The 15,585-nt window shown below is 43.6% G+C and carries 7 protein-coding genes; 2 read left to right on the top strand and 5 right to left on the bottom strand.

All coding sequences use genetic code 11. The features are described 5' to 3' along the window. Positions 1 to 193: 193 nt before the first annotated feature. The 5 genes from BACCELL_RS03950 to BACCELL_RS03930 all read right to left on the bottom strand — a co-directional run bounded on the left by BACCELL_RS03950 (position 194) and on the right by BACCELL_RS03930 (position 10,609). A complete protein-coding gene (locus BACCELL_RS03950; RefSeq protein ID WP_007210264.1) occupies positions 194 to 2,278 on the bottom strand; it encodes a hypothetical protein in 2,085 nt (694 codons plus the stop codon). Positions 2,279 to 2,329: 51 nt separating this feature from the next. Continuing rightward, the gene (locus BACCELL_RS03945; RefSeq protein ID WP_157133875.1) at positions 2,330 to 3,700 is read right to left on the bottom strand and encodes a family 43 glycosylhydrolase; all 1,371 of its coding nucleotides are present in this window, start codon (positions 3,698 to 3,700) and stop codon (positions 2,330 to 2,332) included. A 38-nt stretch (positions 3,701 to 3,738) separates the two neighbouring features. Further along, positions 3,739 to 5,118, bottom strand: a complete 1,380-nt coding sequence (locus BACCELL_RS03940) for an alpha-d-galacturonidase (RefSeq protein ID WP_007210262.1) — start codon at positions 5,116 to 5,118, stop codon at positions 3,739 to 3,741. A gap of 110 nt (positions 5,119 to 5,228) precedes the next feature. Continuing rightward, positions 5,229 to 7,265, bottom strand: coding sequence for a RagB/SusD family nutrient uptake outer membrane protein (locus BACCELL_RS03935; RefSeq protein ID WP_007218914.1), 2,037 nt, complete (start codon positions 7,263 to 7,265; stop codon positions 5,229 to 5,231). Positions 7,266 to 7,276: 11 nt separating this feature from the next. Beyond that, positions 7,277 to 10,609: a SusC/RagA family TonB-linked outer membrane protein gene (locus BACCELL_RS03930; protein WP_007210260.1), complete on the bottom strand. Its 3,333-nt coding sequence runs from the start codon at positions 10,607 to 10,609 to the stop codon at positions 7,277 to 7,279. A gap of 521 nt (positions 10,610 to 11,130) precedes the next feature. On the opposite strand from BACCELL_RS03930, the gene BACCELL_RS03925 reads away from it, so the two are divergent. Then, positions 11,131 to 11,754 carry an HU family DNA-binding protein gene (locus tag BACCELL_RS03925; protein ID WP_007210259.1) on the top strand — a complete coding sequence of 208 codons (624 nt, stop codon included), beginning with the start codon at positions 11,131 to 11,133 and terminating at the stop codon, positions 11,752 to 11,754. A gap of 111 nt (positions 11,755 to 11,865) precedes the next feature. Continuing rightward, positions 11,866 to 15,585 (top strand): hybrid sensor histidine kinase/response regulator (locus BACCELL_RS03920; protein ID WP_044153317.1); only part of this gene is annotated, 3,720 nt, incomplete at its 3' end.

Here is a 15,585-nt window from a genome sequence, read left to right as displayed (position 1 = left end):
AGATGGTGATAACGTCTTTCTTTTCCGTTATAAAGGCTGAAAAAAGTAATATCACACAGAGTGCAAACAGTAGTTTTATTTTCAGATTTTTCATGCTAAGAAATTTTCAGTAAAAATAAGTAAGTTCATAGATACGGCGTATGGAGCTACGTACAATTAGATGTATTATCGTACATAAAGAAGTACAATTTTTCTATAATCCCCTATTGACCAACAGATAATAGACTAACGCCCAGTCCTGATCATTCGCATAAGGATCGTAAAATTCCGCCTTCACACCGTCAATCTTATAGGGGTACATATAAGCACAAGACGCCTTCCCATCTTCGAAGAAAAGACAGAGATTATTCCTCACTACATTTTCCGCACGTTTCTGATAAGAGCTATCACCGGTACATAACGCATAGTAATAATACACCGCACCGGTTATCGTACTCCAATAATGGGGAAAAGTATCGCCAAACAGTTCACGTTTGCCAAACCAATGGCCATCCCAATGACGAATCGCAACTTCATTCAGATGGTAGCTGGGTTGGAAACCATTGAATGCTTCCAGTACAGGCATTTGCCGTTTCACTTCATCCAGATATTTCTGACTGCCTGTCTCCAGATAGAGTTGTGCAAGGAACTGGATGGCAGGAGCTACAATGCTTTGCTCATAATTTACCTCATGCGCAGGGTAATTCAAACCATTCTTTACAAACACATCACCTGTCTTTATAAAATCGTTCCGCAAATCCGTGTATTCTTTCTTCATTCCGGCTTCTTTCAGGCTTTGCAACCCCAACCGAACAGGAATACCTATTGCATAAAAACCATAACCAAACTGCTGGAACATAGATTTCAGAGTCTTATAGCCATCAGTCACAAATTGCTTGTCGCCAGTCACTTTATACATCTGAAAATAGAGTTCTGCCACCCACATATAATTATACCCACGGTTGCGATTCTTCTGGTCTACACTCGAATAGGTTACGTAATTATCCGTTTGCAGTTTCCGGCGTACAAAATCAGCGTACCTCAAAAGAGATTGCTTTAATTCCGGGTCTTTAGTTAGCAAATACTGTTTTACCAGTAATACCCCCATGCCCAGACGTTCCGCTCCTTCATCGCGATCCACCGGATTACAGTTTGGCGTATCATTCAGATAAATGCTATCACCTTCATTATCATAAACCATATAAGCCCCATCACGCAAATCAGACGGATTGTTCATCTGTTGACGGGTACGAATAAAATCGACACGTTTTCGGATTAAATCAGCCGTATTGCTGATGACCAGACAGTCTGCATGAGTTTGCTTATTTCCATTGTAATAGAAATCAAAACGTACCTCACCAGCCTGTTCCATCGGTACTTCCACAAAACAAAGATTCCCTTCCTGCTTTACGGGGACAGGTACTCCATTCATTTTAGCGGTACACGCTTCTAAAGGTTCCAGACTCCGACATTCCACACGGGCTTTCTCTCCTTTCTCAAACACATATTTATTGCAAGATACAAGTACACTCCCTTTTTCCAGAAGCTTATGGCGGAAATCATCATTCCCATTGTGAGCAAAAACATGCCACTCTAATGAATAGCTTTCTCCCGGCTTCAACAATAAATCCGGCAGATCCAATGCAATGATACCTCTTGTCTGTGAGTTTGCCTTTTTACGTCCACGTTCCCAGATTTCATAGTTTCTGATAGCTCCGTCCGTCACCACCAGTCCCAGATGGGGAGTAAAATCTCCCATACGGATAGCATTGACATAGGCAGCACTTCCACCTTTCCAAATATGCGTATGAGCACGGGAATTAATACATTGTTGTGCATCCGGATAATTATCATTGAAAGGAGTATAGACAGCCACATCATATAAAGACACAGGTTCTTCTCCTTCATTGGTAAAAGAATATTCTTCGACCAAATCGCCCTGTTTTATTTCTCTTTTTATCAGAATACGTATATCACCTTCACGATATAAAACCTTCATTCCGTCAGGACTGATTTCCACAGGTATCCTCCATTCCCGCTTTACAGTTTCCCTTCCTTTAACCACCGTAAAGTATCCCAATCCCCAACCATAATTATCCTTAACCCAGGGGTATTGAGTCCCATCAGTTTTCACTACCCAGTTCATACTACGGTTATCGCCCTTCAAGGTCAGTTCACTAATGGCACCGGTAGAGGGATTAATACGCATCTCCACAGGAAAATTCCCGGCAGATAAACAATTGACTGCAATCAACAGACAAACAAAAATTCCGATTCTTTTTATCAGTTCGTTCTTCATGGTAATAGTTCTGGCTTTTAATAATTTGGCTCTCTATTCTTTTTAGACTTTTCAAAAATAATAAATACTATCGACAGTCACAAAACTATTGTCACTTCCATAAACAGCCTTTGTTTTATCAGTCCACACAGGCATAATGCCTGTCACTTCTATCAATAAGGTATAATTATCTTCCGGCATCTCCGGAGTCATGATACGAATTGCCTTTTCCGGATATTTACTATAAAAATCCACTAAAGAGACATACACCGTATCCTTCTTTGCATCCAGCAAACTCACTCTTGCATATCCGCTATGAGGATTCGATTCCCCGATCACCGCAGTATGAGTCCCTTTAAAAGGAATACTCAGAACACTGCCCTTCACATTCGATAGCAACCGCCCGTTGTCTTGCTCCCAGTCCGGTGTAAATTCCATCTTTGAAACAGGAATCTGCTTTCCTTTGCGTAATGCATCTACAGGTTTCAGCCGGTTGATATCCCAGCATTGCCAATATTCCGGAATGGAAATATGCGTTCCATCCACTTGCAGAGGCATCCACACATAAGTAGCGGCCGAGGCCTGATGAGGATACGACCAACGGTCACCCATAAACATCGGGATTGTATCATTCCCTCTTTTCAAAGGAAAAACAAAAGTACTTTGTGAGTTATAAGTCAGTTTTCCTTCGGGGCAAAATAGCCCTTGCTTCGTCCATGGGCCTTCAATATTCGGTGCTGTAAAATAGAAATTATCATTTTTCTCCCAACTGGTCAGATTAGAATACAGCATATAATACATGCCATTTTTCTTGAACATGGCAGGCGATTCACCCGAATCTTTTATATAAGCAGCTTCCGCCTCAACCGAACAATAATCGTCACTCAAACGATAGACAGGTCCATGATGAATCAGCAGATACCCCTTACCATCCGTATCCTGAAAGGTTCCCATATCCCAACGTTTCACAGGCTTACCTTCATAAAGCAGCGGTCCCTGCAATTTATATTCCCCATTGATCGTGCTACAGGTAGCATAGCCTATGTATGGGTCCATATAACCTAAATCATCAGCATGCATATACATGACATACTCTCCGGTAGAAGGGCATTTCATCACCTTCACGCGCTCACCTACACGATCAGGCCCCAGTATTCCGTCAGATTGTACGGGTAACACGATCCTTTCGAATTTCCAGTTCACCAAATCATCCGAAGAGTAGCAACTGAATCCCGGAAAGGCATTGCTTTTGTCCGATTTATATTCCCCGAAAAGATAATATCTGCCGCCGTCTTCCACGATACAGGCACCATGTGCATTGACTATATTGCCTTGATCGTCAAACCAGGGGACACCATTATAAACAATCTTTTCAGAACCTTCATTGAAGGCGTCCGAACAACCTACACAAAAAAAAGCTAATAACAATATTAATTTCACCATATCAATGTTGATTAACAAACCCATTAATTTTATCGTCTTTAGTGCTCGGAGAATGAATAAGTCACATTCCTTTCCGTCACATTTTCCGTATTATCTATCTTTTTCACAAAATCCCTCACTTCATTTACATGCACGTCTTCAATCACTACATTTCTGGCCGGCAGCTTCGTATCTCCTTTCAACTCATAGATGGCATCGGCCGAAGTACACACCACATTTTTCATGTAAATGCCATCAATGCGCGTAATGCGTTCTTCATACGTAGGCACAAGGTCTTTCCATTGGTAAAGCACATCCGTATCTATCTCAAGTACCCGCTGTACATGGCCGGCCCTGATATTCTCCATGTGAATATTTTCCACAAATGCTCCCCGGCGGTGGTTGGTTTTCACAAAGAAAAGTCGCCTGACAGATTGCGGCACCTTACAATCATGCATATACACATTCCGAATGCCTCCTGATATTTCACTACCGATACCCAGTAAAGTATGCCCTTCCACAATGTTACAATTACGGATCACTATATTTTCAGTTGGTATATTCAGTCGCCATGCATCCCGGTTGCGTCCTGCCTTGATAACCACCGCATCATCACCCTGATCGAAAGTACAGTCTTCTACCAGGAAGTTACGGGTCATTTCCAGATCGATTCCATCATTATTGTGACCGTGCGCTTTTACATCCAGATTCCGGGCAATACCGCCATCACACATGTAGATATGAATAGTCCAAAACGGGCTTTCCCGAATTTTAAATCCGTCAAGCAATACATTCCTGCAACGGTTGAAATGTATCAGATGCGGACGAAGATTGTTTTCTCCCACCGCCATTTGCCGTTTCTCTACGGGAACATCCGTAGAGGCCATCGTATAGAGCTCTTTCAATGCATTCAAATGGGCTTCCGGACGTGCAAACCACACTTTCCAAGTATCCATTTTAGGTTTCAGCATGCCTTTTCCGGTAATCGCTACATTCTCACAACCAACAGCATAGACCAGCGGAGAGTAATTATAACATTCCATACCCTCCCATGAAGTCATTACAGCAGGCAGATAATCAGATGGATTGTCCGTAAAACATAACACAGCATTTTCCGATAAGTATAAGTTGACATTACTTTTCAAATGCACAGGACCGGTCAACCATTCTCCTTCAGGAATTACAACTCTGCCGCCACCTGCTTTATGGCAGGCATTGATGGCAGCAGTTATCGATTTTGTATTGTCTGCTATTCCTCCTTTCACCGCACCAAAATCTACAACTGAGAAATTCCGGTCGGGATATACATACTCTTTAATAGGCTCCATCTGAAAAGGAGCCTTCACATGTACCTCTTTATATTGTCCCCAAACCGCAGGCATAGAAACGAGAGATAGCCCCAATGCAACTAAAAAGATTTTCACTGAATTCTTCTTCATAATTTCTTTATTATTGTCATACGATAACAGTAAGGGATAGATTCTTTCTTTTGACCGAAAAAAGCTATCCCTTTTCTATTAAGCACCTATTAGAAGCTGCCAGTTAAAGGTTATTTCTCCGCAGGCATATCCGCCGTTGTCGGCCAGTACGGATTCTGATACAACGGTGACAACTCAATCGAACTGTAATCCGAAGATGTCAGCAGGAATTGTCTGATAGGCATAGGTTGCAAGTAATGCGCCATAGACCAGGTATAACCGTCGCGATAAAGGTTGCCCGAAGTCATATTCTTCTGGTACGGACGCAGGTATTCACTCAGTTCAGGGCTGGAAACTTTGGATGATGAGCTGCCATTGTAGTCAGTTGCAGTAAAATTATACCAATTCTGCATCGGAGTATTCCACAAATGGAAGCCTTCGATGTGGTAGTTTTCAGTCTTCAACTGGTCGAGCGACCTCCAACGGATAAGATCCATCCAGCGAAGTCCTTCAGCCATCAACTCACAACGACGTTCGCGGCGGATGTTATAAAGTACTGCATCAGAAAGCAATTGTCCGGCGGTATAAGCCCCCCAGTCAAGTTTTTCTTTCGAAATTTCAGTAGCGGCAATAGTGGTTTGCGGATCAATGGCAGCACCTTCAAACCCAGCTTTCTCACGAATAAGTTTCCAGTATTCGAGGATTTTACCCGAACTGATGCTACCGGTAAGCATATACTGTGCTTCAATGTAGTTGAGGAATGCTTCAGTAGCGCGGAATACAATAGAGGCAGTATATCCTTTGTGATTTCCGGCCAAGGCCTTATCGAACGTTCCACCTTTGCGCAGCGTATATCCAGTAGTATAAAGGTAGTCATCGGCACCGTTGGTAATATCTGGTTTAGGCTCTACTTCAACAAACATATCACCAATGCGGTCATCCATATTGATGAACACATTAATCTGTCCCGGTTCTTTGAGGAAAATTTTCAGTCGCGGGTCGCGATTAGTACGGACAGCAGACAAGGTTTCGTCACCATACTCATAACCGGTGTGCCGGGCATAAATAGGCTTACCGTCTTCCATAAGGAAACCTTCAACCATGCTCCGGGTGACGCCGACAGCGTAGTTACCACGGTTGACTGCTGTTTCAACAGCATTCTGAATCCCCAGTGCACGGCTGTATTCACGCCACAACAGTACTTCCTTAAAACCGCTCATGTCGATATTCCCGAAAAGCTTGAAGTAAGGATTCACAGGGTCGGTAGCCGATTGCGGGATTTCACCAGTATTCTGTACTAAGTCTCCTTTATATTTCTCAGCAATGATTTCAGCTGCCTTTGCAGCTTCTTCAAAGAAGAATTTCGCCTCGTTCTCGATGCTTCCTGTAGGATATTGATAGCCGGCATTATATTCTTTCGCTTTGCCGGGCCAGCCTTCGCCATTGGGAACAAATGGAGTACCTTTAAAGTTGGTGAGCCACGAACCTTCGAACAATGCTACGCGTGATTTCATCAAGATAGCGACATCCTTAGAAATACGTGTGTGGCGACTTTCAAAGTTATCACTCATATAATCAATAGCTGTATCGAGGTCTTCGAGGATGAAACGGGCTACTTCATTGCGAGGCATCCGCTTGCAGGCAGCCACCAGAATTGCTTCGTCATCAGGAAAGACTTCTTTCACGATAGGCAAATCACCCCACATTCTGAGCATTGCAAAATAACGGAATGCCCGGAAAAAGTAATGCTCACCGATGTAGTGACGGATATTTTTATCGGCACCCGATATCTCTCCTTTTCCGTACCTGTCGAGTATTGTACCCAATTGATAGTTGATATTGCGAACAGCACTCCACGACCAGTTACCGTTATCCATTCCCACTTTCCATTGTCCGATGGCATATTTGCTGTCACCGCTTCTTCCTGCCTGATTGTCAGTATGAACATCCGACTGGAATGTTCCGTAGTTGCCTCCGTGCGAAGGCAAGAGATCCGTGTAAAACTTATTGGCGCTGGCCAAAATCTGGTCTTCCGAACGATAATAGTCTTCGGGAACAATATAGGAAGGAGGTTGCTTATCTAAAAAGTCCTCACATGCCGTCAATGCCGCTCCCACTATAAACAGTGGAAGCACTCTCTTTATATATGATTTGATATTTACTTTCATTGCTGTAAGATTTAAAAAGTTAAACTTAAACCGCACGACAGGGTCATGGACAACGGATATCCATTACCATTACGGGTACCGATAGTTTCAGGATCAAACTGATCGGCCAGACCTGTCAATGTGAACAGGTTTTCGCCCGAGAAATAAACACGCACCTTTTGCATACCCCATTTCGTGGTCAAAGCAGTAGGCAGAGTGTATCCTATTTGCAGGTTCTTCAGACGGAGATACGAAGCATCTTGCAGATACTTGGTCTGCGTTGTAAGATTCTTACTGCCCACAGGCCGTGGCAGGTATGAGTTGATATTGGGTGTAGTATATCCCGCTTGTACCGACCAGGTATTCTCGTCACGGAAATAATCATCGACACCTATAATACCTGCTGAATTCCACAAATCACCGGTATAGCCGAACATATAAGCACTTCCCTGCCAATAATCGCGTTTCAGAACTCCCTGGAAGAAAAGACGTACATCAAATCCCTTCCATGCGGCATTCAAGTCGAGACCGAAGCGGTAGCGTGGCGTGCTGTTACCTATTACCCTCTTATCCCCCAAATCACCCAGCGTTTCACTACCTTTGGAAACCCGGCCATCGCCATCTATATCTTTGTACATGATGTCACCGGCTTTCCAGTTGCTTCCAAAATTACTTTGTCCCTGCAAGGGAGTGGAAGGAGCTACTCCGTGATATGCTTCATACGCTTTGTCCAAACTCTCCAAGTGAGCCTTCATTTCCTCATCCGTTCTGGCTATACCTATGGTTTCGTATCCCCATATTTCATTGATATATCGCCCTTCGATATACGTATAGATATTGTTGGTAGGATTATTGGGATAGCGGAGTATTTTAGTTCGTGAATCGGACAACAGTAACTTGGCCGAATACGAAAATCCGTTTTTCAAGGCATCCCGCCACATTACAGACAACTCCCATCCATGCGTACGAAGGTCGGTATTATTGGTTTTCGGAACGGAAGTACCCAATATTTCGGGCAAAGCAGGTGCATTCCCCACCATATCTTTCGTATTGCGCACATAGTAATCGAACGAACCCGACAATCTGTTTCTGAACAGACCTAAATCCAAACCAATGTTGTAAGTTTCTATCGTTTCCCATGTCAAACTCTCGGATACCAAACCGGGAGCAGTGGCTATATTGGGCTTTATACCGTTTTGCAACCAGCCTCCGGCTGATGATTGTGCCGAAAGCGTCTGGTAAGTATAATACCAATTATCCGTATTCTGGTTTCCAAGGCTTCCGTAAGAACCACGAATCTTCAACATGTCAACAGTAGAAGATAATGGTTTGAAGAATTCTTCCTGCGCAATGTTCCAGCCAACGGATGCCGAAGGGAATGTTTTCCATTGATTGCCTTTACGGAAACGCGATGAACCGTCGGCACGAACATTGACCTCGAACAGATACCGTCCCTTATAGTCATAATTCAAACGACCGAAGAATCCAACAGTCGACCATTCGTTGCGTCCTCCGTTTACACTGGGTGTAATGGGATTTCCATCAATATCAAGTCCGTTGGTCAGATCCACTTCCGGTTTTGAATTAATCATAATTCCGTTTCGTTGCAGACCGAACAAGTTTTGTTTCAGATTCTCTGCCTGAAAACCGCCCAGAATGTGAAAGTTGTGGCTGTCGGCCAATGAGAATGAATACTCGGAACGTGCATTGAAGTTGAAATAGTTTTCTTTCAGATAGTCTTCGTGCACATTCGAACTGCTCTTGCGATAATACGGTGCACCACTCAGGTCATGGTTGATATACGGCTGGCTATCCCAATGACGGTTGGCCGATTTGATGCGATAGTTGAAGTCCACGCTTGTCACCCAGTTCTTCACAGGCTCTATTTCCAAACCGGTCTGAAAGTAGAAATGATCGGTTTGCTTTTTGTCCGAACCTCCTTCTGCCAGTGCAGCCACCGAAGTATCATCACTGTAATAGTAGTATCCGTTGCGATCGTAGAGCGGCAGAATAGGCCATGCTTTAAAGGCCAGCGCCTCGTAAAAATAATCGGTCAACGCCGAAGGGCGCACATAGTCTTCGCGCGTGAAACGCATATTCATGTTAAACTTCAACCAATCGGTAATCTCGGAATTGATCTTGGCAGTGGCCGTAAAGCGTTGCAGGTTTTCTTCGCCGACATTCAGCAATCCATCCTGATCGAAGTAGCTGCCCGAAGCATAGTAATTAAACTTTTTACTTCCTCCACTGGCACTCACATTATGTTCCTGTGAGAAAGTATGGTCTTTGTAAACCACATCATAGTAGTTCACGTCATCGGCTCCGGTAGAAAACCCTCCGTACCATTGTCCGCTGGCCTGTGCTTCGATGGGATAAACGATAGTTCCGTCAGCTGTCATGCGCTGTCCCGGTGCATAAGGCTTTGCATTCTGCCAGGTTATCAATCTGTCCATATATGCTTCATTGAAGCGTGGGCTTCCCCCGTTGTTGGTCAGCGCATCGTTTACCCACGAGGCAAACTGCACAGAGTTCATCATCTCCTTCTTGTTTATAGGGCTGCCGAAACGGAAACTGTTGTTGTAGTTGATAGAGGTTTTTCCATCTTTAGTTCCGCTTTTTGTAGTGATAAGAACTACCCCGAAAGGCGCGCGCGAACCATAAATAGAAGAAGCGGCGGCATCTTTCAGAACAGAGATATTGGCAATATCCTGCGGGTTTATGCTATGCAACTCACCCTCCATACCGTCAATCAGAATCAACGGTGCTCCGCTGGTACCTTCACCAATCGTTGCTGTTCCGCGTATATTGATATCGGGACGGCTTTCGAGACTACCGTTGGTAACGTCGATATTCAAACCGGGGACCAATCCCTGAAGTGCCTGTGTAGCATTTGCAACAGGACGTTCCTTTAATTCATCACTTGACAACGTGCCGACAGCACCCGTCAGGTTCACCTTTTTCTGCGTACCGAAACCTACTACCACCACTTCGTCCAGCATCTCCGTGTCTTCCTTCAGAGTGATATTGACAGACTTTCCGGAAATTGCTTGCACTTCCTGCGACTTATATCCGATATAAGAAATAAGAAGCGTTGCACCCGGTTTCACCGAAAGAGAAAAGTTACCGTCAATATCGGTAATCGTACCATTGGACGGATTGCCTTTTTCTACAACACTGGCACCGATAACGGGCCCCATGTCATCATTTACCGTACCTGTAACTTTGATTTGTTGTTGTTGCACTGTCTGCACACCGGGTCCACTACTTTCAGCCCTCATTGCAAGAGGGTGTGCAGCAATAAAACCTGTACAGAGCAATAAGGCTGCAAGAGCCTTACGGTTGTTCTTAAAAGAATCTGATTTCATTGTTTTCCTTTTAATTAGATAATAATAAGGTTAATAGAATCTCAAAACTTCGTCCCCCCGAAGAGGGATGCGCAAAGATATCATGCCCCTTCAAAAGAGACAGGGGACAAATTCGCCTTCAGGAAAAGGTAAATCGGTCATGAACATTTTACCACGGACTTTGACGAATCAGTCCCTGTATCCGACATAGAAATGTTGTCCTCTTCCGATATAGTAGAGACTCTTCCGTCCCACACTAACCAAAAAGTTTCTTCGCCTTAATTAAAAAGTTATCATAAATGAAGAGAAAAGTTTTCTCCATCGAATAAAATAGTGTATATTGCAACTGCAATTATATATTCGCAACTTACAAATTTATAGTTTCAGGCTATAAATTTATATTCGTAATCTACGAATGAATATTTTTATTCGATATGAAAAAGTTTTCTATTAAAGAAAAGGATATTTATAACAGACAGAAAGTAAGTTTCCGCCTTGTATGCAACAGGCAGGAGACCTATAATAACTAAATACACACCATAATGGCCGAATACGAAATGCAGGAAATGAACCTGCCCAATAAAGAAGGAAAACGAGTACTCTACCCCCGCCTTGTGCAACGAGGTCAGGCAGACACGGACTACATTGCCAAGACACTGGCACAAAAAAGCGCTTTCAGCAAAGGAGATGTCGTAGGTTTGCTGCAAGAACTGGGTGAAGAACTGGCTTATCAGATGGGACAAGGGAAATCGGTAAAATTGGACGGAATAGGCACTTTCGTTCCTTCACTGGCTTTACGCGCAGACAAGGAACGGGAAACAGGCGAAGAAGACAGCACCCGCCGAAATGCACGGAGCATCGTAGTAGGAAGCATCAACTTCCGTGCAGAAAAAGAACTTTTACGCAATACCAACTACAATTGCGAACTGGAACGCTCGCAACAAAAATTCCACCGATCATCGCAAAAGTACAGCCCCGAACAACGGTTGGAAAGGGCACGACAGTATCTTACCCAGCATCCCTTTATGACGGTAAGTGACTATGCCAACCTGAACGGACTGCGCCACACTACCGCCTCACTGGAACTGAGAAAATGGGCGGAACAACCGGAAAGCAACATCGGCACTTCGGGACGGGGTACACACAAGGTTTACGTCCGCAGGTAAATTCGTCAAATAACAGGGACAAATCAGGCAAAACCGCAATTATGAGTATATGCAATAGAGATTTATCATATCTTTGTTACAGAGACAAATATTTAAAACTCATCAAGAATCATGCGCACATACACGTACCTCTTGTCTTTGTTCGCCTGTTTGCTGCTACTGGCAAGCAAAAGTATGGCACAACCTTATACCCTGCGTCACCTGGGCATAGAGGACGGATTATCGAACAATTACGTAACCGATATCGTACAAGACAGCCAGGGATGCATCTGGATAGCAACGGAAGCCGGACTGAACCGTTTCAATGGAAAAGACTTCACCGTTTACAATACCCACAACTCTGACATTGCGGGCGATGCACTAACCAGATTACTGTACGATCCGGAAGAAAACAAACTGTGGGTAGGAACCAAAACAGGAATAAGCCTGCTGGATTGCAGGACACAAGAATTTGAGCAATCCACTCCTTTTGACAGTATAGACATGAACAACAACATAGTCTCTATCTCACCGGCTGCCGATGGAGGCATATGGGTTGCCAATCATTACGGAAAAATAGTACACTATAACAAAACAAGCGGAAAAGTAACCACCCTTTCGAGAGAAAACATTCAAGGATTACCTCATTCACACTGGTCTGTCTTCGATAATGGCAAGGGACAATTATATGTAGGACACTCCGGTGAAGGTATGAGTATCATCGACCTGAAAAGCGGGACTATCAAACGCTATCAGAATGATCCCCACAACCCTAAAAGCCTGCCGGGAAGCAGTGTTTACAGCATCTATATTGATCATCTCGAAAACATCTGGATGGGTACCAACCAGGGTTTAGCACTTTATAATCCTGTGACAGAAGATTTTCAAATCTTCAGGTACGAAGCCGGAAATCCCGAATCTCTCATATCCGACCACGTATATGAAATAAAAGAAATGCAAGACAACCGGCTTTGGATTGCCACAGACATTGGTGGAATAAGTATACTCGACCTGCGTAACATCACCTTTATGAACCCGAAAGACCTCAAGTTTCAGAACATCACCAATACATACGACAAGCATGGACTTTCTTCGGGAAATATCCGAAGTCTCTTTCAAGACTCATTCGGAAACATCTGGATTGGGAATTACAGTAGTGGGGTAGACTTTATCAGCCACATACAACCCATTTTCCACACACTTCCTTATATGATAGAGAAAAAACAGATTATCAAGTATAAATCAGTATGGGGAGTTCATGTCGATAGCAAACACCAAGTGTGGGTGGGTAGCGAAAACGAAATAGCCATGTTTAAAGATGGCTATTTGCAAAGGAAGTTCGATCTCACGGCTCATCTTTCCAGAACATACGCGCAAGTCTTCACCATACATAGCAGTAAAGAAAATCTTTTTCTGGGACTGTATGATGACGGATTGTTGAAGTTCGATACCCGTACGAACCGTATAACCCGTATTGATCTTGGACAAGATTACGTAGACGTCAACGCACTGTATGAAGATAGAAACGGAAAGCTATGGATAGGTATGGAATATGGACTCGCCAGCTATGAAAAAGGAATCCTTCGCAGGGAAGAAGAAATTAATAACCAGATATCAAACTTGTCGGTCTACGGCGTCCTGCACGACCGGCAAGGCAAGTTATGGATAGGAAGTTACGGTTCGGGCATCTTCGTTTTCGACAAAGATAATAAATGTGTAATCCAACTTTTAAGCGAAAATGGCTTCTGTTCCAATTCCATCAATCAACTTTATATAGATACCAAAGGGGGAATATGGGCGGCAACCCGGAGTGGAATCGGATATATTAAAGACACCAACCATCCTGAAAATTTCACCGGATACAAATATGGGGATGGTCTGGAGGACACCTACGTTCATGCCTTGCAAGAAGATAAAGACGGGAATATATGGTTCAGTACAGACAAAGGTATTTCTTGCTGGAATAGGGAACAAAATAAATTCGATAACTATGATTATCGGGACGGAATACCTTTAGGCAGCTTTACAGATGGCTCCGCTTATGCCGCACAAGACGGTACACTCTATTTCGGTTCACTGAATGGTGTCTGTTACTTCAATCCACAGGATATATCAAAAGAAAATCAGGTTGCTTCCGTACAGATAGTAGAGTGTAAAGGCATCAGCAGCCGCATGGAAGGCAGCAGTGACGAGACACTTATCTTGTCGGACAATGGAACGATAGAGTTACCTTATGACCGGAACTCATTCAGTATCACTTTTATGATTCCGGACTATTCGCAAAGTCAGGTCGTGGAATATGCATATATGATTGAGGAATTAGGAAACACATGGACCAATACACAGGGAGAGAATCAGGTAACCTTCCGGAATCTGTCTCCCGGGAAATATACTTTCAAAGTAAAAGCACGCCTGCGCAACCATGACTGGGACGACAATCGCATTGCTACCATGAAAGTGCATATTCATCCTCCTTTTTGGTTGGCATGGTATGCCAAAGCGTTATATATCTTACTGATTGTTACAGGAATATATGTCTGGTTCCGCTTCTATAAGCGTAAACTAATGCTTGAAAATTCTCTTGAGCTGGAACGCAAGAAAAGTCTGAATGAACAGGAACTCAATAATGAGCGCCTGCGTTTTTATACCAACATCACACACGAACTGCGTACCCCGCTGACCTTAATCCTTGGTCCGCTGGAAGACTTGATAAATGACTCAAACCTATCAGCTTACTACAGCAACAAGGTCAAAGTGATTCACAGCAGTGCCATCCGGTTGTTGAACCTAATCAACCAGATACTGGAATTCCGCAAAACGGAAACCCAAAACCGGAAGCTGACGGTTGCTAAAGGTGATTTAGGCAATTTAGTCACAGAAATAGGTTTGCGTTACAAGGAACTGAACCGAAACGAAAAGGTCAAATTCCATATTCAGGTACAGCCCAAGGAAGCCAAGCTCTACTTTGATGCTGATATTATCTCTACAATATTGAACAACCTGTTGTCGAACGCCATAAAATATACACCCGAAGGGGAAATCAACCTGATAATGCATCAGATAGACGATAAAGACAACCGATATATGGAGATAGTGGTCAATGATACCGGATATGGAATAGATGCTGACGCACTCCCGCATATTTTTGACCGCTACTATCAGGTCAAAGGCAAGCATCAGGCATCCGGTACAGGTATCGGTCTGGCCTTAGTCAAGTCATTGGCAGATTTGCATGAAGGTACGCTATATGTGGAAAGTGAAATAGGAAAAGGCACAACTTTTACCTTCCGCATACTGGCAGAGAATACCTATCCGGATGCATTGCATAAGGAAGAAAAGGAAACTGTCATTCAAGAGGAAATAGAAAAGCCCGAAGAAGAAAAAGAAGATACGGACATCCGCCCGATGATACTTGTAGTAGAAGATAACGATGATATTCGCGAGTACATAGCCTCTTCTTTCAGTAGCAACTACCGGATTATTACCGCCATCAATGGCAAAGAAGGTTTGGAACAAGCTCTAAAGCAAATTCCGGACATCATCATCAGCGACATCATGATGCCGATAATGGATGGAATAGAGCTATGCAAACAAGTGAAGGAAGATATACGCACCAGCCATATCCCCGTCATCCTGCTCACAGCCAAAGATTCCATCCAGGATAAAGAAGAAGGATACGAAAGTGGTGCAGACTCCTATCTGACCAAACCCTTTAGTGCCAAACTGTTGAACAGCCGTGTGCACAACCTGCTGGAATCCCGCAAAAAGCTGGCACTTATAGTAGCCAACCGCACCAAAGAGTTGAAACCGGAACAACAAGAAGAAACCATCAAACTAAATAAGCTGGATGAA

This window comes from Bacteroides cellulosilyticus DSM 14838 (assembly GCF_000158035.1).
GTDB lineage: Bacteria > Bacteroidota > Bacteroidia > Bacteroidales > Bacteroidaceae > Bacteroides > Bacteroides cellulosilyticus.
The sequence above is the reverse complement of the archived record's forward strand: the minus strand, read 5'-3'. Positions and strand labels throughout refer to the sequence as shown.